Annotated in this window: 21 protein-coding genes; 18 read left to right on the plus strand and 3 right to left on the minus strand. The window is 62.9% G+C overall.

The window, feature by feature from the left end; all coding sequences use genetic code 11:
• Positions 1-80: 80 nt before the first annotated feature.
• The 11 genes from R6254_RS15685 (at position 81) to R6254_RS15735 (ending at position 8,379) form a co-directional block, all read left to right on the plus strand.
• Complete coding sequence (locus R6254_RS15685) at positions 81-968, plus strand: alpha/beta hydrolase family protein (RefSeq protein WP_318408168.1); 888 nt, start codon at positions 81-83, stop codon at positions 966-968.
• 27 nt (positions 969-995) lie between these two features.
• Positions 996-1,829 (plus strand): acyl-CoA thioesterase, encoded by an 834-nt coding sequence (locus R6254_RS15690; protein ID WP_318408170.1) that lies wholly within the window; start codon positions 996-998, stop codon positions 1,827-1,829.
• A 144-nt stretch (positions 1,830-1,973) separates the two neighbouring features.
• Positions 1,974-2,696: an SDR family oxidoreductase gene (locus tag R6254_RS15695; RefSeq protein ID WP_318408172.1), complete on the plus strand. Its 723-nt coding sequence runs from the start codon at positions 1,974-1,976 to the stop codon at positions 2,694-2,696.
• A 24-nt stretch (positions 2,697-2,720) separates the two neighbouring features.
• Positions 2,721-3,314: a 2-hydroxychromene-2-carboxylate isomerase gene (locus R6254_RS15700; RefSeq protein WP_318408173.1), complete on the plus strand. Its 594-nt coding sequence runs from the start codon at positions 2,721-2,723 to the stop codon at positions 3,312-3,314.
• Between the two features lie 58 nt (positions 3,315-3,372).
• A complete protein-coding gene (locus R6254_RS15705; protein ID WP_318408175.1) occupies positions 3,373-4,149 on the plus strand; it encodes an enoyl-CoA hydratase in 777 nt (258 codons plus the stop codon).
• Positions 4,150-4,222: 73 nt separating this feature from the next.
• On the plus strand, positions 4,223-5,062 hold the full coding sequence (locus tag R6254_RS15710; RefSeq protein WP_318408176.1) for an SDR family oxidoreductase: 840 nt from the start codon (positions 4,223-4,225) through the stop codon (positions 5,060-5,062).
• Positions 5,063-5,072: 10 nt separating this feature from the next.
• The gene (locus R6254_RS15715) at positions 5,073-5,444 is read left to right on the plus strand and encodes a YciI family protein (protein ID WP_318408177.1); all 372 of its coding nucleotides are present in this window, start codon (positions 5,073-5,075) and stop codon (positions 5,442-5,444) included.
• A gap of 116 nt (positions 5,445-5,560) precedes the next feature.
• Positions 5,561-5,986: a YciI family protein gene (locus R6254_RS15720; RefSeq protein ID WP_318408178.1), complete on the plus strand. Its 426-nt coding sequence runs from the start codon at positions 5,561-5,563 to the stop codon at positions 5,984-5,986.
• A gap of 10 nt (positions 5,987-5,996) precedes the next feature.
• Complete coding sequence (locus R6254_RS15725; RefSeq protein WP_318408180.1) at positions 5,997-6,536, plus strand: SRPBCC family protein; 540 nt, start codon at positions 5,997-5,999, stop codon at positions 6,534-6,536.
• 32 nt (positions 6,537-6,568) lie between these two features.
• A complete protein-coding gene (locus tag R6254_RS15730) occupies positions 6,569-6,961 on the plus strand; it encodes a VOC family protein (RefSeq protein WP_318408182.1) in 393 nt (130 codons plus the stop codon).
• A 134-nt stretch (positions 6,962-7,095) separates the two neighbouring features.
• Positions 7,096-8,379, plus strand: a complete 1,284-nt coding sequence (locus tag R6254_RS15735; protein ID WP_318408183.1) for an RNA polymerase sigma factor — start codon at positions 7,096-7,098, stop codon at positions 8,377-8,379.
• 8 nt (positions 8,380-8,387) lie between these two features.
• Here the strand turns inward: R6254_RS15735 and R6254_RS15740 are convergent, their stop codons facing one another.
• The 3 genes from R6254_RS15740 to R6254_RS15750 form a co-directional block, all read right to left on the minus strand.
• Positions 8,388-8,630, minus strand: coding sequence for a substrate-binding domain-containing protein (locus tag R6254_RS15740; RefSeq protein ID WP_318408184.1), 243 nt, complete (start codon positions 8,628-8,630; stop codon positions 8,388-8,390).
• Between the two features lie 50 nt (positions 8,631-8,680).
• Entirely contained in the window at positions 8,681-9,178 is a 498-nt protein-coding gene (locus R6254_RS15745) for a substrate-binding domain-containing protein (protein WP_318408185.1), read from the minus strand.
• Between the two features lie 359 nt (positions 9,179-9,537).
• Positions 9,538-9,939, minus strand: a complete 402-nt coding sequence (locus tag R6254_RS15750) for an RcnB family protein (protein WP_318408186.1) — start codon at positions 9,937-9,939, stop codon at positions 9,538-9,540.
• Positions 9,940-10,225: 286 nt separating this feature from the next.
• Here R6254_RS15750 and R6254_RS15755 point away from each other — a divergent pair, with 286 nt between their 5' ends.
• The 7 genes from R6254_RS15755 to R6254_RS15785 all read left to right on the plus strand — a co-directional run bounded on the left by R6254_RS15755 (position 10,226) and on the right by R6254_RS15785 (position 18,028).
• Positions 10,226-10,612, plus strand: a complete 387-nt coding sequence (locus tag R6254_RS15755) for a DUF4345 domain-containing protein (protein WP_318408188.1) — start codon at positions 10,226-10,228, stop codon at positions 10,610-10,612.
• Between the two features lie 140 nt (positions 10,613-10,752).
• Entirely contained in the window at positions 10,753-11,478 is a 726-nt protein-coding gene (locus tag R6254_RS15760) for a TetR/AcrR family transcriptional regulator (RefSeq protein ID WP_318408190.1), read from the plus strand.
• A complete protein-coding gene (locus R6254_RS15765; protein WP_318408191.1) occupies positions 11,475-12,359 on the plus strand; it encodes an SDR family oxidoreductase in 885 nt (294 codons plus the stop codon). Before R6254_RS15760 ends, R6254_RS15765 begins: the two co-directional genes overlap by 4 nt.
• Positions 12,356-13,978 carry an acyl-CoA carboxylase subunit beta gene (locus R6254_RS15770; RefSeq protein ID WP_318408193.1) on the plus strand — a complete coding sequence of 541 codons (1,623 nt, stop codon included), beginning with the start codon at positions 12,356-12,358 and terminating at the stop codon, positions 13,976-13,978. The genes R6254_RS15765 and R6254_RS15770 overlap by 4 nt, the downstream gene beginning before the upstream one ends.
• Before the next feature lie 109 nt (positions 13,979-14,087).
• Entirely contained in the window at positions 14,088-15,275 is a 1,188-nt protein-coding gene (locus tag R6254_RS15775; RefSeq protein WP_318408195.1) for an acyl-CoA dehydrogenase family protein, read from the plus strand.
• Positions 15,276-15,287: 12 nt separating this feature from the next.
• The gene (locus R6254_RS15780) at positions 15,288-16,076 is read left to right on the plus strand and encodes an enoyl-CoA hydratase-related protein (RefSeq protein WP_318408197.1); all 789 of its coding nucleotides are present in this window, start codon (positions 15,288-15,290) and stop codon (positions 16,074-16,076) included.
• Complete coding sequence (locus R6254_RS15785; RefSeq protein WP_412103181.1) at positions 16,064-18,028, plus strand: acetyl/propionyl/methylcrotonyl-CoA carboxylase subunit alpha; 1,965 nt, start codon at positions 16,064-16,066, stop codon at positions 18,026-18,028. The genes R6254_RS15780 and R6254_RS15785 overlap by 13 nt, the downstream gene beginning before the upstream one ends.

Raw genomic sequence — 18,028 nt, forward strand, 5'->3', positions numbered from 1 at the left:
ATCCCGCTCGCTACGCCTTAGGGGCTGTTGTGGTGTAAGCCGGCGAAGACCGGTGAGCCATCAATTTCTGGAGACAAGACATGCAAAAGCAGATTCTCGACTCGGGCAGGGCGCAACTGGCGCTGCGTGTCTACGCCGCTGCGGCGCCAGCCCGCGCCAGTGTGGTCATAGGCGGCGCGATGGGGGTTCAGCAGAGTTATTACGCGGCTTTTGCCGAATGGCTCGCGGACCAGGGTTTTCGCGTCACCACCTTTGATTACCGCGGCTCCGGCGATTCCCTGCCGGATACCCCCGATGGCAGCCTGCGCGGTTTCAAGGCGGACCTGTTCGACTGGGCCAGCGACTACGAAGCCGTGGTCGGTGCCGCCAAAGCCGCCTTGCCCGAAGTACCGCTGTATTTGCTGGGCCACAGCCTGGGCGCGCAACTGCCGGGTTTGCTGAACAACCCGCACAAGGTGGACGGCCTGCTCAGCATCGCCTCCGGCAGCGGATATTGGCGCGACAATGCGCCACAGCTCAAACGCATGGTCTGGTACTTCTGGTTTTTTCTGGTGCCGCTGGCCACACGCCTGTGTGCTTATTTCCCCGGGCGCAAACTGAAAAAAGTCGGCGACCTGCCGGCTGGCGTGATCCTGCAGTGGCGCGCCTGGTGCCTGGACCCGCGCTACAGCGTGGGTGCGGAAGGCGAGGCCGCGCGCCTGAGTTATGCGCAGGTGAGGTTTCCGGTGTTAGCGCTGTCCATGAGTGACGATGAAATGATGACCTGGCGCGGCACACACAAACTGATCAATCTTTACACCGGTGCGCCGCGCCGTTTTGAACGCATCACCCCGGCCGAACTGGGTGCCCACCGTATCGGGCATTTTGGCTTTTTCCGCCAGCAGTTTCGTCAGGATTTGTGGCCGCGCGCGGTCCGGATCATCGACGGCATGCGCCCGGTTGCCAGCGTCCCCGGGACGACTGGCTGAAACATTCAACAACGGCATACTTGAATCATGACGCCTCATCCCTTTGACACAGCTGTTTCACTCACACCGCTGGACGCCGCCGCGCCCGGCCGTTTTGCCGGCGCCAGCAGCCCGGCCTACTGGAACATGGTCGGGCCTTTTGGCGGCACCACCGCCGCCACCGCGATGCAGGCCGTGATGCAACATCCGGACCGGCTCGGCGAGCCGATCGCGCTGACGGTCAATTACGCCGCTGCGTTAGGCCCTGGCCCGTTCACCGTGCTGGCCACGCCGGTGCGCACCAACCGCTCGACCCAGCACTGGACCGTGTCGCTGTCTCAGCCCGATGCAGCCGGCGCGGACAGCGTGGTCATGACAGCTACCGCCGTGACCGCAGCGCGGCGCCAGACCTGGGGTGTCAACGACACGCCCATGCCGGCCGTGGCAGCGCCTGTGAACGCCGAAAGAATGGTCTTCCCGGGTGGCGGCGTCGAGTGGATCAAGCGTTACGAGATGCGGCCGCTGTCAGGAATGATTCCGCGTGTCTGGGACGGCAGCGGCACGGACAGTCTGAGCCGGCTCTGGGTGCGTGACCACCCGCCGCGCCCCCTCGATTTCTCCTCGCTGGCGGCCTTGTCCGATGTGTTTTTCCCCCGCGTGTGGTTGCGCCGCGCCAAGCAGGTGCCGGTGGGCACGGTGTCCATGACGGTGCATTTCCATGCCGACAGCGGGCAACTGGCCGAATGCGGGGAAGGGTTCCTGCTGGGGCAGGCCCAGGCCCAGGCTTTTCGCCATGGATTTTTTGACCAGACTGCGCAGTTGTGGACTGAAAGCGGTACCCTGCTGGTAACGACCAATCAGATTGTTTATTACAAAGAGTAATGATGTGACCCCAATGCTTGTAGCTTCGCGTATGACGCTGCCCCCCGAGGGGGCTGGCCTTGCTTGGGGCGGCCCTGCGCTGCGGCCGCTGGCCCGCACGCTCCAACTTGATGTGCCGTCGCGGCCCGGAGAAGGGGCGATGTCATGAAAGGCGTGGCCCTGGTCATAGGCGCGGGTGACGCCACCGGCGGTGCGGTTGCGCGGCGCTTTGCGCGTGAAGGTTATACCGCTTGTGTCACGCGCCGCAGCCTCGACAAGCTGCAGCCTTTGCTGGAGCAGATACGCGCCGAAGGCGGCACCGCGCACGGCTTTGCGTCGGATGCGCGCCAGGAGGAGGAAGTTATCGCGCTGATCGAGAACATCGAAAGCAACATCGCCCCCATCGAGGTGCTGGTGTTCAACATAGGTGCCAACGCACCCAGCAGCATCCTCGAAGAAACCGCACGCAAATATTTCAAGATCTGGGAGATGGCCTGTATGAGCGGTTTTCTCAATGGTCGCGAAGTCGCCAAACGCATGGTGCGGCGCGGGCGCGGCACGATTGTGTTTACCGGGGCGACCGCGTCCATGCGCGGCGGCGCCAACTTCGCCGCGTTTTCGGGGGCCAAGATGGCCTTGCGTGCGCTGGCGCAAAGCATGGCGCGCGAGCTGGGGCCGCGTGGCCTGCATGTGGCACATGTGGTGGTTGACGGCGCGATCGACACGGCCTTTATCCGCGACAATTTTCCCGAGCGTTATGCGCTGAAGGCGCAGGACGGCATCCTCAAGCCCGAACACATCGCCGACACCTACTGGATGTTGCACCAGCAGCCACGCGACGCCTGGACCCACGAGATGGACTTGCGGCCGTGGTCGGAAAAGTTTTAGCAAGCTATTTTCTGAAAGACAGCCATGGTCAAAACCCTTGATTTCTATTTTGACTTCGGCAGCCCGGCTGCCTACCTGGCCTGGACGCAGTTGCCGCAACTCTGCGCCGAAACCGGCGCCCGGCTGAGCTACAAACCGGTGCTGCTGGGCGGCATTTTCCAGGCCACCGGCAACCGCGCGCCGATTTCGGTGCCGCTCAAGGGCAGCTACCTGTTTGAAGACCTGAACCGGTTTGCGCGGCGCTACAAAGTGGCTTTCAAGCACAACCCGTTTTTCCCGATCAACACCATCACCTTGATGCGTATTGCCACCGGCCTGCAGATGTGTGGCGATCCGCGTTTTGAGACCTACGTGAAAGCCATGTTCGAAGCGATGTGGACCCATGCGGCCAACATGGGTGATCCGGCCACCTTGGCCGGCGTGCTGGCGGCGGCCGGCATCCATGCGGCCGACCTGGTGGCGCTGGCCACCGACCCGGCCGTGAAAGAACAATTACGCGCCGACACGGAAGCCGCCGTCGCGCGCGGCATTTTTGGCGCACCGACCCTGTTTGTCGGCGAGAAAATGTACTGGGGCCAGGACCGCCTGGACTTTGTGCGCGAAGCCCTCATCGCCTGATCCCCGCGCGTTGCGCCCCACCCCTCCCCCTATTCTTTTCAGCACTTCAGGAATTCCCATGAGCGAGCCTTTTAAAGACGTTTTGACCCACACCGAAACCGGCGTGATGACCATCACCCTGAACCGGGTCGACAAGAAAAACTCCATCACTGCGGCCATGTACGCCGCCATGGCCGACGCATTGCAAGCCGCCAACACCGACGCCTCTGTGCGTGCCGTGGTGATCCAGGGCCACGAAAGCATTTTTTCCGCAGGCAACGACATTGGCGACTTTTTGAACGGTCCTGCTTCCACGAGCGAGTCGCCGGTGTTCCGCTTTTTGCGCGGCATCAGCACCTTCCCCAAACCGCTGGTGGCCGCAGTGTGTGGTCCGGCCGTCGGCATAGGCACCACCATGCTTTTGCATTGCGACCTGGTCTACGCCGGTGACAACGCCGCGTTTTCCATGCCTTTTGTCAACCTGGGCCTGTGCCCCGAAGCCGCGTCTAGTTTCCTGGCGCCGCAACTGATGGGTTATGCCCGCGCGGCCGAAGCGCTCTTGCTGGGTGAGCCTTTCATGGCCGAGGTGGCGCTGGAGATGGGGCTGATCAACCGCATCGTGCCGCCCTCGGAAGCCAATGCGCTGGCCCACAGGCAGGCGCAAAAACTCGCCGCCAAGCCGCTGAGCGCCTTGATGGAAACCAAACGCCTGATGAAAAAAGGCCAGGCCGCCATCGTCGCCGAACGCATGGTGGAAGAGGGCGCGAGTTTTGGCCGCATGCTCAAGGAGCCGGCGGCACGCGAGGCTTTCGGCGCCTTTATGGCCAAGCGCAAGCCCGATTTTTCCCAGATTTAAGCATCAAATCGGCACCCAGCCCTTAGTGGATGGGCGCAAGCAGCTATCTATTCAGTAGCAACTCGGAGGCCTCATGAATCCAGCCAGCAGTCTCAAGGGCAAAACCCTGTTCATCACCGGGGCCTCGCGCGGCATCGGCCTGGCCATCGCCACACGGGCGGCGGCTGACGGCGCCAACATCGTCATCCTTGCCAAGACCACGGACCCCAACCCCAAGTTGCCGGGCACGATTTACAGCGCCGCCGAGGCGGTGAAAGCCGCCGGCGGCCAAGCTTTGCCGCTGGCCGTGGACATTCGTGATGAAGACGCGGTGCTGGCCGCGGTGGCGAAAGCGGTGGAAGCGTTTGGCGGCATAGACATCCTGGTCAACAACGCCAGCGCCATCAGCCTGACCGACACCGAACACACGCCGATGAAGCGTTACGACCTGATGAACGGCATCAATGCGCGCGGCACCTACCTGTGCACCCAGGCCTGCCTGCCTGAACTGAAAAAATCCGCGCAGGCCGGACGCAAGCCGCAGGTGTTGACGATGTCGCCGCCGCTGTCCATGAAGCCGCACTGGTTTGCGCCGCACACGGCCTACACCATGGCCAAATACGGCATGAGCATGTGCACCCTGGGTCACGCGGGCGAGTTCAAGGGCTACGGCATTGCCGTCAACAGCCTGTGGCCACGCACCGCGATTGCCACGGCCGCGCTGCAGATGATTCCCGGCGTGGACCTGAAGCTGTGCCGCAAGCCGGAAATCCTGTCCGACGCGGCCTATTTGATGTTGACCAGCACTGACTTCAACACCGGCAACTTCTACATCGACGACGAGTTGCTGGCCGCACATGGTGTGACCGACCTCGACAAATATGCCGTGACGCCGGGCACGAAAAAATTCATCCCTGATTTTTTTGTAGATTGAGGCCACAGCCATGGCGTATATGTTGTTGATTCATGAGCCCACCGGGCAAAGGCGTAGCCGCAGCGAAGCCGAAGGCCAGGCGGTGTACGCCCGTATGTTGCGTTTTGGGGATGAACTGAAAGCGCGCGGGCAATACCTGGCCTCGGAGTCCCTGGGTTCCCAGGCCGCCGCGGCCCGCATTCAGGTGCGTGGCGGGCAAGCCCAGGTGCTGGACGGCCCGTTTGCCGAAGCCAAGGAAATGGTGGGCGGTTTCTTTCTGATCAACTGCGCCACCCGCGAGGAAGCCGTGGCCATCGCCAGGGAATGCCCGGCGGCGGAGTGGGCCACCATCGAGGTGCGTTCGCTGGGCCCGTGTTACGAGGAAGCGGCGGGCGCGGGTTAATTGCGTCTGGCTAGGGTTTTCCCTGATTAAAAAATGTCGATGTTGCGGGCGCTGGTTCGTCGTGGAGGGAGAGGCCGAGATTTTTCGGCGCTTCAAACCCACGAAGGAGTATTGCCATGCGATTCATGATCATCGTCAAATCCACGCCCGAGTTCGAGGCCGAGACCACCCCGCAGACACCTGACGAAAAGCTGATGGCCGCCATGGCCGACTACCACGAGCAGTTGTCCAAAGCCGGTGTCTTGCTGGACGCGAGCGGGCTGCAGCCCAGCCGCAAGGGCTGGCGCATCCACTACGACGGGCAAAAACGCAGCGTCATCGACGGCCCTTTTGCCGAAAGCAAGGAGCTGATCGCGGGCTTCACTACCATCCAGGTGCGCTCACGCGACGAGGCGCTGGAGTGGTCCCGCCGTTTTCCCAACCCGGTGGGCGAGGGCCAGCCGGCGGTGATCGAGGTGCGCCAGCTGTACGAACTGGATGACTTCACCCCCAGCGCCTCGGTCGAGCGCTTTCGCCAGATCCACACCCCCAGCCAGCAATAAAGGAAAAATCATGATCAAGACCACTTTTTTCGTCATCCTCGGCCTCATCGTGCTGGCCATTGCGATTGTCGCCGCGATGGCCTCGCAGCGCCCGGACAGCTTCCGGGTGTCGCGCAGTGCGAACATCCAGGCGCCTGCCGACAAGCTGTTTTCGTTAATCAACGATGTGCAGGCCTTCAACACCTGGAACCCGTATAGCCTGAAGGACCCGGAAATGAAGGGCAGCTACCGCGGCCCGGCCGCCGGGCCCGGCGCGCACTACGCCTTCGAGGGTAAAAAGTCCGGCAGCGGCAGCTTCGAGATCACCGAGGTCACCGCGCCTTCGCAGGTGAAGATGCGGCTGGACATGACTGCGCCCTTCAAGGCGCAGAACGTGGTCACCTTCACGCTTGCGCCGCAAGGCAGCGCCACCCAGGCCACCTGGGCGATGGAAGGCCCGGCTCCCTTCCTGTCGAAGTTCATGGGCGTGATCTTCGACATGGATAAAGTGATCGGCACCGACTTCGAGGCAGGTCTGGCCAATCTGAAAACCCTGGCCGAAAAGGCCTGATCCACACGTCATACCTGCCCAAGGAGAACCCCATGTCCCGCCAGATATTCGTCAACCTGCCCATCAAGAACATGGAAAAGAGCCAAGTCTTTTTCAAGAGCCTGGGTTTTGCCTTCAACCCGCAGTTCACCAACGCGCAGGGCGCCTGCATGGTGGTGAGCGAGAACCACAACTACGTCATGCTGCTGGTGGAGCCCTTCTTCCAGGGTTTCACCAAGAAGCCGATTGCCGACGCCACAAAAACGACGGAGGTGCTGATTGCCCTGTCGTGTGACAGCCGCACCGAGGTCGATGAGATGGTGAAGAAGGCGCTGGCGGCCGGTGGCACCGCGCCCAATGCGCCGCAGGATCACGGCTTCATGTACAGCCACGGCTTCACCGACCTGGACGGCCATGTCTGGGAGGTGTTCTGGATGAAGGCTTGAGCCCCCACGCTCCCCCACTGCGTGTGGGTCGCTGCCCCCGAGGGGGCGCTGCGCCTGCGGGCCGGCAAAGCCGGACCCGCGGCCCCGGCTTGCTTGAAATGTCTTCACGCTGGGTGTGCCGGTAATATTGATTCATGCATTCCTCCACCCATCAGGCGATTGCCGTGGTCTGGCGCATCGAGTCCGCAAAAATTGTGGCCGGTGTCGCACGCATGGTGCGCGACATCGGGCAGGCCGAAGAACTGGCGCAGGACGCCCTGGTGGCGGCCCTGGAACATTGGCCCACAGCCGGTGTGCCGGACAATCCCGGCGCCTGGCTGATGGCCACCGCCAAAAACCGCGCGCTGGACCGGCTGCGCCGCAACAAGGTGCTGGATGCCAAACTGGAGCAGATAGGCCACGATCTGGAAGCCCAGGAGGCGCTGGTCGTGCCCGACTTTGTGGATGGACTCGACGCCGCACGGGCCGATGACATTGGCGACGACTTGTTGCGGCTGATCTTCACCGCCTGCCACCCGGTCTTGTCCACCGAGGCGCGGGTGGCGCTGACCCTGAAGTTGCTGGGTGGCCTGAGCACGCATGAAATTGCCCGGGCCTTTCTGGTGGCCGAAGCGACCATTGCGCAACGCATTGTCCGTGCCAAACGCACTTTGAGTGAAGCCAAGGTGCCTTTCGAGGTGCCGCGCGGCGACGCGCTCGCCGAACGCCTGGCCTCGGTGCTGGAAGTGGTTTATCTGGTGTTCAACGAAGGTTACACCGCCACCGCGGGGGAAGACTGGATGCGTCCGGCGCTGACCGACGAGGCTTTGCGCCTGGGCCGCATGTTGGCGGAACTGGCACCCCACGAGGCTGAGGTGCTGGGCCTGGTGGCGCTGATGGAGTTGCAGGCGTCACGCACAGCCGCTCGGGTTGATGCGGCGGGCCGGCCGGTGCTCTTGCTCGACCAGGACCGCACGCGCTGGGATCACTTGTTGATTCGGCGTGGCCTGGCGGCGCTGGGACGCGCAGAAACACTGGAAGGTGCACGGGGCAAGGCGCTGGGCCCTTACGCGGTACAAGCGGCCATCGCGGCCTGCCACGCACGTGCACGCGTGGCCGCCGACACTGACTGGCCAGGCATTGCGGCCTTGTATGACGCGCTGACTCAGATTGCACCTTCCCCGGTGGTGGAACTCAATCGCGCGGTGGCCATCAGCATGGCGTTTGGGCCGGCCGCCGGGCTGGAGATCATTGACACGCTGCGCCAGGACAAATCGCTGCAAAACTACCAGTGGTTGCCCAGCGTAAGTGGCGATTTGCTCGCCAAGCTGGGGCGCAAGGACGAGGCACGTGCAGAGTTTGAACGCGCCGCTTCGCTGGCCAAAAATGTGCGCGAGCGGGATTTTCTGCTGGCGCAGGCGCAGGCGATGGTGGGTTAAACAGGCGCTTAATTTGGCTGGCGAAAGCCGTGGCGCTGCAACACCGCCTGACCGGCGGGCGAGAGCAGGTAGTCGGCAAAGGCCTGCGCCGTTTCCGAGGCGCCCAGGCGCACGGTCAGCCCATAGTCGGCGCTGACGTTGATGGCGGCTGGCAGGTCCACGGCCTGCAAGCCGGGCTGCTCGGCCAGCGCAATCACGGCATTGGTGCAATAGGTGATAAACACATCGGCCTGGCCGGTGGCGACCAGCATGCCGTAGACATTGCGGCCAGCCGGTGGCGCGGGCGAATACGGGCCGCCTGTCAGAGTTGCAAGGCCTTGCTTTCCAGGCTGGCCTGGGCCCCGGGCGGGGCCTGGGCACTGCGGCCTACACGCGCAAACATCTCAAACGCGTAGTCACCCGACGGGTCCGCCTGGGGGGTGGAGGTGCCGAGCTTGATTTGCGGATCGAGCATGGTCTTGATCAGGGTGTCCGGCGTGAGGCCCAGGCGCGTGGGGGCCAGCGCACACAAGGCGTTGCGCGCGAAAGTCCGCACCTCGCGCCAGGCGCCGGTGCCGGCCAGGGCGCGCGGATGCTCCATGTTGGCCGAGGCAAACACCTCGGAGGCCTCACCCCCGGCAATCCGGTCGCGCAGCAGGCCGGAGGCGCCAAACACCAGCACGATTTTGGTACCTGGCCGCGTGTTTTCAAAGACACGCGCCACTTCCGTCAGCGGTGCACGCAGGCTGCCTGCGGCGTGCACGGGCACGCTGGTCTGCGCCATGGCGGTGTTCATGCCCAGTCCCACAAGGGTGGCCATCAAGAGGCGCGACATGGTTGAACAACAGCTTGAAAAAACATGCCCAGGCTCCTTGGATCGGTTTGCAATCGCTTTTTCTTCACACCGGCATCGTAGGCGCCTCTCTATGGGCTTCGCTATCCGTATTGGCGAGCTATGCGCGGTCTTGCATAACCGTTGGGCGTGTTGACTGTTGCAGCGCTACGCGAGGAGGGGATGGGTCTGGCCTGCTGTTGGCGGGTTTTCCGTCGCCCAAGGGCATTCTGATGAATTCTTAAGGAAAAAGAGGCTCTAGCCCTTATGGTATGGGCGTAAATAGCTATTAAAAGAAGAGCGACCGGAGGGTGAAGTCCTCCGGTCCTCCAGCCCTCACGCCGGCCTTAGCGGTTGAGCACCAGTTGTGCAATCACGCCGGTGGCGATGGCGATCAGTGCGTAGTCCGTCCCCACCTGCACCCATTGCTGGCCGCGCGCCGGCGCATTCAGCTGTTGTGCATGCCAGTTGTTCATGGCGTGCTGGCGGTTACGGTATTCCGTCGGGATGCGGTCGCCACGGCGGAATTGCGAACCGCGCGTATCGAAGCGTCTGTCATTGCGCATATCGCGCTGGTCCACATGGCGAGGGCCGGCATCACGGCCATATCGCTGTTGCATGGGACCTTGCTGCTCGGCGCGCGAGGGCTGGGCGCCCGGGCCGCGGCGGTCAAAATCCTGCGCGAAGGACAGCGAGCCGAATCCCAGGGATGCCACGGTGATGGCGCAAACAATGGCTTTTGAGGTCATGGAGTAACTCCAGTGGTTGGTGAGCCTTCATGGTCTGCCTGCCAGGTGTCTCTTGTACAAAGTCCAGCCGGCCTTTGTGTAAAGAGTTGGCGCCATCTGTGTAGCGCCGATGCCGGCTCGGCCCTGAGTGCGCACAAAACCGGGCCCCCCGGTGCTGGTGACGTTTTTAGGTTTGAGGCTTATAGTGGCGAGCGTGAACGCGCGCTCGCAGTGGCACCAGCCGTTGACCCTGTGTTGAGCGTTTTTGCGGGACAGATCAATGTAGATTGCCTACAAGGAGTCGACCATGACACCAGAAGTACCGCTGCTTGCCAGCCAGCTTGTCGTCCGGATTTGCCTGTTCCTGGTCGCCGCCATCGCCATGTTTGGTGGTGCGCTGCAGATGTATCTGGGTCAACCCGATACCTTGCCGCGGCTGGACAACGTGCATCGCTTCATGGCCGGTGTGTATTTCTCCACGGGTCTGATCAGCCTGTGGGCTGCCATCACGATCCGGCAGCAAGGGACACTGGTGTATCTGCTGGCGCTGGGTGTTTTTCTGGCCGGTGTCGGCCGGCTGGTGTCCATCAGCAAGGTCGGCTTGCCAGAGCCCGCCGCCGTCTGGCTGGGCTACCTGATTCCGGAGCTGTTGCTGCCCATCATCATCGTGGTTGCGCATCGAGGTATCCGCTGACCTGTGGCTTGGGTTTGCTCCAACAGCTACGCCTTCGGTGGCTCGTTAACCTCAGATCTTGGTGTCTGGCGAGTGTGCTGATTTATTTTTACAAAGCACTTGCTTGCTAAAAATAAGCGGTTTTGTTATGGTCTGTTTCCATGGACAAACCCACTGTGCGCAAGCGCTCTTCCGTGCGCGCTTTAGCCGCCCCTGAAACCGAACCTGCTGCCGTCGAAAAGCGGCCACGCGGCCGGCCGCGTAAAACCATGGATGAACGTGACGATGGCAACCGCCGGGTTGAACTGCTCAATGCTGCCGCCAGGCTGTTTCACCGCAAAGGATTTGACGCAACCAGCACACGCGACATTGCTGCCGCAGTGGGCATGCACAGTGGCTCGCCGTTTTACCACTTCAAAAGCAAGGGCGCGCTGTTGTATGCCGTGATGGACGAGGGCATGCGTTCGGCGATCTTGTGGCAGACGGCGGCGCTGGAAGCCGCAGCGCCATCGGCGCCCGATGCGGCGGCTTCGCTGCGTGTGTTGATCCGCAACCATTTTGACGTGTTGCTGGGGCCGGGCAGCGATTTTATTCCTGTGATGTTGTACGAGTCGCGCTCCATCACCGTCAAACAACGGGTGGCGCTGGCCAAGCTGCAAAGCGATTACGAATCGGTCTGGGAGCCCGCGCTCCAGGCTTTGAGCGCCCAGGGGCGGCTGCAGGCCCCGGTGAAGCTGGCGCGCCTGCTGATGTTTGGTGCGCTGAACTGGTCGGTGCAATGGTTTGACGCCAAAAAAGGCGCATCGCTGGACGAGTTGACCGATGCGGCCATGGCGCTGTTTATCGGCGATATGCCGGTCAAGGCAAGAAGAAAGGCCCGTGTATGAGTTATCGCTCTGTGTTTATTCCCGGCCTGTTGGCCGGCAAGGTGATGGTGGTGACCGGCGGCGGCTCCGGCATTGGCCGTTGTACCGCCCATGAGTTGGCCGCGCTGGGTGCACATGTGGTGCTGATCGGACGCAAGCTCGCCAAGCTGCACGACGTGGCGGGTGAAATTGTGGCCGGCGGCGGCCGGGTCAGCTTCCACCCTTGCGATATTCGCCAGGAAGAAGCGGTGCAAACCACAGTGGCGGCCATCGTGCTGGCGCATGGCCGTATCGACGGCCTGGTCAACAACGCCGGTGGTCAATACATCGCGCCACTGGAAAGTATCAGCGCCAAAGGCTGGGAGGCGGTCATCAACACCAACCTGACCGGTGGTTTTTTGATGGCGCGTGAATGTTATCTGCAGTCCATGGCGCAGCAGGGCGGCAGCATCGTCAACATCGTGGCCGATATCTGGGGCTCCATGCCCAGCATGGGCCACAGCGGCGCGGCCCGGGCCGGCATGGTGAGCCTGACCGAAACCGCGGCGGCCGAGTGGGCGCACAGCGGGGTGCGGGTCAATGCGGTGGCGCCGGGCTATATCGCCTCCAGCGGCATGGACCACTACCCGCCCGAGGCCGGCGAGATGTTGCGCGAGATGCGCAAAACCGTGCCGCTGGGCCGTTTCGGCACCGAGGCCGAGACCTCGGCGGCGATTGTGTTTTTGCTGAGCCCGGCAGCCAGCTTCATCAGCGGAACCACCTTGCGCGTGGACGGGGCACGGCCGCAGGTGCGCATGGGCTGGCCCATGCGTTTGCCCGATGCCCAGGCTGCGCAGCGTGATGCGGTGAAACCATTTGATGGTTTTCATCTGGCCAGCACGCCGAAGGTGTTTCAGTCATGACGGTTTTTCAGTCGGCCTGGAATGCACAAGGCACGGTGGCAGTGCAGCGGCGCGAGGCCATGCTGGCGCGTATCGCGGCCTTGCGGGCGCTGGAGGCGCGTGCGGCGCAGGCTTCGGCCAAGTCCAAACCGGTGTTCGACAAGCGCGGCCAGTTGTTGCCGCGTGAACGGGTGGCCTTGTTGCTCGATCCCGGCACGCCGTATCTGCCGATCTGCTCGCTTGCTGGTTTTATGCAGGACAGCCAAGACCCGGCGCATTCCGTGCCCGGTGGCGGCATTGTGGCGGGCATTGGTTTTGTCGAAGGTGTGCGCTGCATGGTGGTGGCCAGCGATTCCGGCATAGACGCCGGCGCCATCCAGCCCATGGGCCTGGACAAAATCCTGCGCGTGCAGGAGATCGCCTTGCAGAACAAGTTGCCTTTTATCCACCTGGTCGAAAGTGCCGGCGCCAACCTGATGCGTTACCGGGTCGAAGGTTTTGTGCATGGCGGCGCTTTGTTCCGCAACCTGGCGCGGCTCTCAAGCGCGGGTATTCCGGTGCTGACCGTGCAACACGGCTCGGGCACGGCCGGCGGCGCCTACATGCCAGGACTCAGCGATGTGGTGATTCTGGTGCGTGGCCGTTCGCGTGCCTTTCTGGCCGGTCCGCCCTTGTTGATGGCGGCCACCGGCGAGGTCGCCACCGAAGAAGAACTGGGCGGTGCCGAGATGCATGCCACGGTCTCCGGCCTGGGGGAACACCTGGCCGAAGATGATCGCCATGCCATTGGGTTGGCAAAAGAGGTGGTAGCCCGCATGGGGTGGGCGCAAACAGCTATTAATTCGAGAGCAACGGCGGTGCGGCCACCACGTTTTGAGGCCGCCGAACTGCTGGGCCTGATGGACAAGGACTTGCGTCAGCCGGTGGATATGCGCGAAGTGATCGCCCGTCTGGTGGACGATTCGGACCTGCTGGAGTTCAAGCCCTTGTACGGCGCGGCAACCCTGTGTGTGCAAGCCGCGATCAACGGCCAGGCGATTGGCATCATCAGCAACAACGGGCCGATTGACGTGGCCGGCGCCAACAAGGCCACCCATTTCATCCAGCGCTGCTGCCAGCTCGGCCAGCCCATCGTCTACCTGCAAAACACCACGGGTTACATGGTGGGCAAGGACAGCGAGCAGGGCGGCATGATCAAACACGGCTCCAAGATGATCCAGGCGGTGACCAACGCCACCGTGCCGCAAATCACCATCCAGTGCGGCGCCTCCTTTGGCGCCGGCAACTACGGCATGTGTGGGCGTGCTTATGCGCCGCATTTTTTGTTCAGCTGGCCCAGCGCCAAAACCGCGGTGATGGGCGGCGAGCAGGCGGCCCGCACCATGCAAATCGTCACCGAGGCGGCGATATTGCGCAAAGGCATGGCGGTGGATGCGGCGCAGTCGCAGGCGCAGTTCGACAAGATCGTCAGCGTCTTTGAGGCGCAGGCCGATGCGTTTTACACCTCGGGCCTGTTGCTGGACGACGGTGTCATTGACCCGCGTGATACCCGGGCCGTGCTGGCGCAATGCCTGGCGATGTGTGCAGATGCTGCCGCGCGGCAGCTCAGGCCCATGCAGTTTGGCGTAGCGCGAATGTAGAAAAAAAAACCCTGTCATTGCGGGCCTGACCCGCAACCCATGTTGGTGCGCCAGGCGTGGATGCCGGATCAAGTCCGGCATGACAGATACAGAAACCCAGGAGACAACAATGCAATACACCCATGAACATCTCGAAATCCAGAAAACCCTCAAACGTTTCATAGACGCCGAGATCAACCCGCATGTGGATGAATGGGAGGCGGCCGAAATTTTTCCGGCGCACGAGGTGTTCAAGAAGCTGGGCAAGCTGGGTCTGCTGGGCCTGACCAAACCCGAGGAATACGGCGGCGCAGGCCTCGACTATTCCTACGCCATGGCGATGGCCGAGGCCTTGGGCCACATCGACTGCGGTGGTGTGCCGATGGCGATTGGTGTGCAGACCGATATGTGTACACCGGCGCTGGCGCGTTTTGGCAGCGAGGAACTCAAACGTGAGTTTCTTGCCCCGGCGATTGCCGGTGACATGGTGGGCTGCATCGGCGTGAGTGAACCCGGTGCCGGCAGCGACGTGGCGGCCATCACCAGCCATGCGCGCAAGGATGGCGACGACTATGTGATCACCGGCCAGAAGATGTGGATCACCAACAGCCTGCAGGCCGACTGGATGTGCATGCTGGTCAACACCGGTGACGGCCCGCAGCACAAGAACAAAAGCCTGGTGATGGTGCCCATGCGCGACGGCCGCAAGGGCAAGCTCACCCAGGGCATCGAGGTTGCGAAAAAAATCAAAAAGATCGGCATGAATTCGTCCGACACTGGCCTGATCTATTTCGACGAGGTGCGTGTGCCGCAACGCAACCTGATAGGCGCCGAGGGCCAGGGTTTTATCTACCAGATGCAGCAGTTCCAGGAAGAGCGGCTCTGGTGCGCGGCCAGCACCCTGCAGTCGCTTTCCAACTGCATCGCCTGGACCGTCGAATGGGCGCAGGAGCGCAAGATGTTTGGTGCCACGCTGGCCGACCAGCAGTGGGTGCAGTTCAAGCTGGCCGAACTCAAGACCGAGGTGGAAAGCCTGCGCGCGCTGACCTACCGCGCCGGCGACCTGTACGTGCAAGGCCAGGACGTGCTGGAGCTGGCCTCCATGGCCAAGCTCAAGGCCGGGCGCCTGAACCGCATCGTGCCCGACACCTGCCTGCAGTTCTGGGGCGGCATGGGTTACACCTGGGAGAACAAGGTGGCGCGCATGTTCCGCGACGGCCGCCTGGCCTCCATAGGCGGCGGCGCCGATGAAGTGATGATGGGCATTATTGCCAAGACCATGGGCCTTGCCAAAAGTGGCAAGAAGCCCGCGGCCTGAGGGCGCACGGCCATGAGTCACAAGCTGCAGATCAGCCGGGCCGGCGAGACCGAACACTGGACGCTCCAGGATCCGGCCACGCGCAACGCGCTGTCGGAAGAAATCGTCGATGCTTTGATGCAAGCCTGCGAACGTGTGGCTGCCGACACGAGTTTGCGTTTTGTAGTGCTGCAAGGCAGCGGCGGCTCTTTTTGCGCCGGTGGCAGCCTGGGCGGTTTTGCCAAGTCGATTGGCCAGCCTTTGCCGGCGGACCAAACCGACCCCCTGATTGCCATGAATGCCGGCTTCGGCAGCTTGCTCCACGCGCTGTGCGCGTTGCCGCAAATCCTGCTGGTGGCGGTGCAGGGGCCGGCCATGGGCGGCGGCCTGGGACTGGTGTGTTGCGGCGACTTTGTGCTGGCCGCACCTTCGGCTGTGTTTGCCACGCCGGAGGTGACCTTGGGCGTGGTGCCGGCGCAGATCGCGCCTTTTGTCCATCGCCGTCTGGGCGACAGGGAGGCGCGGCAAATGATGTTGTCGGGACAAAAACTTTCGGCGACCCAGGCCCTGGCGGTGGGGCTGGTGGACGAGGTTGCTGAGGATGTGGACGCGGCCGTGGCGCAACGTCTCCGTGCGCTGCGACTGGCCGCGCCCGGCGCCGTGGCCCACACCAAAAGCCTGCTTTTTATGCTGAATCAGGCTGTAGCCGCCGAATTCACTGCGCAAGCAGCTATGAAATTTGCAGCGAATTTGCGCAGCAGCGAGGCCGCTGAAGGCCTGGCGGCATTTGCCGGCAAGCGATCCCCCGGATGGGCGACATGATAAGCAAACCCATACGCCGCCTGTTGATCGCCAACCGTGGCGAGATCAGCCGCCGCATCATCCGTACCGCCCACCGCCTGGGGATGGAAACCGTGGCGGTGTATTCCGACGCTGATGCGCAGAGCTTGCATGTCCGGGAAGCCAGCATGGCGGTTGCGCTGGGCGGAAACCTGTCGGCGGACTCGTATTTGCGCATCGACAAGCTGCTGGCCGCGGCCCAAGCCAGTGGCGCGGATGCCGTGCATCCGGGCTACGGCTTTCTGAGCGAAAACGCCGACTTTGCACAGGCCGTGCTCGATGCCGGGCTGACCTGGGTCGGGCCGCCGCTGGCTGCGATCCGTGCGTTGGGCAACAAGGCCAGCGCCAAACAGCTGGCCTTGAAAAACAAGGTCCCTTGCCTGCCCGGTTACCAGGGGGCAGATCAGTCCGACGAAGGCTTGATGGCGCAAGCCCACAAACTGGGTTACCCGCTGATGGTCAAGGCCACGGCGGGCGGCGGCGGGCGTGGCATGCGCCTGGTGTTGGCCGCCAGTCAGTTGCCGGCCGCTTTGCAGAGCGCCCGCTCCGAAGCGTTGTCGTCCTTCGGCAATGGCGAGCTGCTGCTGGAGCGTGCGCTGCTGGCGCCGCGCCATGTCGAGGTGCAGGTGTTTGCCGATGCCCACGGCCACTGCATTCACCTGGGCGAGCGTGATTGTTCGGTGCAGCGCCGCCACCAGAAACTGATTGAAGAGTCGCCCAGCCCGGCCGTGAGTCCTGAGTTGCGCGAACGTATGGGGGCCTGTGCCGTGGCGTTGGCGCAGGCTGCGGGGTATGTGGGGGCGGGCACGGTGGAGTTTTTGCTGGATGAGGTGGTAGATGCAGGCGAATTTTTCCTGATGGAGATGAACACGCGGCTGCAGGTGGAGCATCCGGTCACCGAAGCGCTCACCGGGCTGGACCTGGTGGAGTGGCAGTTGCGGGTGGCGCAGGGCCAGGTTTTGCCGCTGCGTCAGGATGAAGTGGTCTTGCGCGGCCACGCCATCGAGGTGCGGCTGTGCGCCGAGGATGAGAATTTTTCTCCGCACACCGGTCGGGTCTTGCATTTTCAGGCGCCTTCGGAGGCCCGTTTTGACCACGCCTTGCAGGCTGGGCTGGAGGTCACGCCTTTTTACGACTCGATGTTGGGAAAATTGATTGTTCATGGCAGCAACCGGGCGCAGGCCATAAAGGCCTTGATCGCCGCGCTGGCCGGCACACAGATCCTGGGCTTGCCGACCAACCGTGCGTTTCTGGCCGCCTGCCTGGCACATCCCGTATTCCGTGCGGGCCAGGCGCTGATTCCGTTTCTGGCTGAACACGGTGAGGCGATTCGGCAGGCCCTGAAAGAGCAGCAGGCACAGCTGTTGTTGCCGGCGGCCATCGCCCAACATTTCGCCACCAGCCTTGGTGCTGCGGATAGCTTGCCGCCGCCGTTTGCAAAACCACTGCGGGTGCTGCACCACGCAGAAGTCTTGGCCTTGAGCCTCACGGAAACCGGGCAGGGCTTGCTGGCCGTGACCGTGGGGGAGTTGACCCAGCAGGCGGGCTGCCAGCGTGTGGCCGACCATGAGTTGCGGGTCACCGTCGATGGTTGCAGCCGGAGGGTGCAGGCGGTTCAAGTGGCCGATGGGCGCTGGCATGTGCAGTCGGGTCTGGTGGACTTGTGGCTGGGCGATGCCAGCCTGGCGGCTGCAGCCGGCACGGCATCGGCCAGCCAGGCGATGGAACTTAGAGCGCCCTTCAACGGCAAGGTGATTGCCATCCAGGCTGTGGCGGGCGAGGCGGTCAAACGCGGCGACACCTTGCTGGTGATTGAATCGATGAAACTCGAACACGCGATTTGTGCCACACGTGATGCCGTCATTGCCAGTATCACGGTGGAACTCGGGCAGCAAATAGCGCCCGGGCAGATGTTGCTGAACCTGGAGCCATGA

The organism is Polaromonas potterensis, assembly GCF_033446725.1.
Classification (GTDB): Bacteria; Pseudomonadota; Gammaproteobacteria; order Burkholderiales; family Burkholderiaceae_C; genus Polaromonas.

Bases quoted from the DNA above. Each gene is read 5' to 3' on its own strand.
- R6254_RS15685 (WP_318408168.1), top strand. From the start codon at position 81: ATGCAAAAGCAGATTCTCGACTCGGGCAGGGCGCAACTGGCGCTGCGT.
- R6254_RS15695 (WP_318408172.1), top strand. From the start codon at position 1,974: ATGAAAGGCGTGGCCCTGGTCATAGGCGCGGGTGACGCCACCGGCGGT.
- R6254_RS15775 (WP_318408195.1), top strand. From the start codon at position 14,088: ATGCAATACACCCATGAACATCTCGAAATCCAGAAAACCCTCAAACGT.
- R6254_RS15760 (WP_318408190.1), top strand. From the start codon at position 10,753: ATGGACAAACCCACTGTGCGCAAGCGCTCTTCCGTGCGCGCTTTAGCC.
- R6254_RS15780 (WP_318408197.1), top strand. From the start codon at position 15,288: ATGAGTCACAAGCTGCAGATCAGCCGGGCCGGCGAGACCGAACACTGG.
- R6254_RS15700 (WP_318408173.1), top strand. From the start codon at position 2,721: ATGGTCAAAACCCTTGATTTCTATTTTGACTTCGGCAGCCCGGCTGCC.
- R6254_RS15770 (WP_318408193.1), top strand. From the start codon at position 12,356: ATGACGGTTTTTCAGTCGGCCTGGAATGCACAAGGCACGGTGGCAGTG.
- R6254_RS15785 (WP_412103181.1), top strand. From the start codon at position 16,064: ATGGGCGACATGATAAGCAAACCCATACGCCGCCTGTTGATCGCCAAC.
- R6254_RS15765 (WP_318408191.1), top strand. From the start codon at position 11,475: ATGAGTTATCGCTCTGTGTTTATTCCCGGCCTGTTGGCCGGCAAGGTG.
- R6254_RS15705 (WP_318408175.1), top strand. From the start codon at position 3,373: ATGAGCGAGCCTTTTAAAGACGTTTTGACCCACACCGAAACCGGCGTG.
- R6254_RS15715 (WP_318408177.1), top strand. From the start codon at position 5,073: ATGGCGTATATGTTGTTGATTCATGAGCCCACCGGGCAAAGGCGTAGC.
- R6254_RS15720 (WP_318408178.1), top strand. From the start codon at position 5,561: ATGCGATTCATGATCATCGTCAAATCCACGCCCGAGTTCGAGGCCGAG.
- R6254_RS15725 (WP_318408180.1), top strand. From the start codon at position 5,997: ATGATCAAGACCACTTTTTTCGTCATCCTCGGCCTCATCGTGCTGGCC.
- R6254_RS15730 (WP_318408182.1), top strand. From the start codon at position 6,569: ATGTCCCGCCAGATATTCGTCAACCTGCCCATCAAGAACATGGAAAAG.
- R6254_RS15740 (WP_318408184.1), bottom strand. From the start codon at position 8,630: ATGCTGGTCGCCACCGGCCAGGCCGATGTGTTTATCACCTATTGCACC.
- R6254_RS15690 (WP_318408170.1), top strand. From the start codon at position 996: ATGACGCCTCATCCCTTTGACACAGCTGTTTCACTCACACCGCTGGAC.
- R6254_RS15735 (WP_318408183.1), top strand. From the start codon at position 7,096: ATGCATTCCTCCACCCATCAGGCGATTGCCGTGGTCTGGCGCATCGAG.
- R6254_RS15710 (WP_318408176.1), top strand. From the start codon at position 4,223: ATGAATCCAGCCAGCAGTCTCAAGGGCAAAACCCTGTTCATCACCGGG.
- R6254_RS15750 (WP_318408186.1), bottom strand. From the start codon at position 9,939: ATGACCTCAAAAGCCATTGTTTGCGCCATCACCGTGGCATCCCTGGGA.
- R6254_RS15745 (WP_318408185.1), bottom strand. From the start codon at position 9,178: ATGGCCACCCTTGTGGGACTGGGCATGAACACCGCCATGGCGCAGACC.
- R6254_RS15755 (WP_318408188.1), top strand. From the start codon at position 10,226: ATGACACCAGAAGTACCGCTGCTTGCCAGCCAGCTTGTCGTCCGGATT.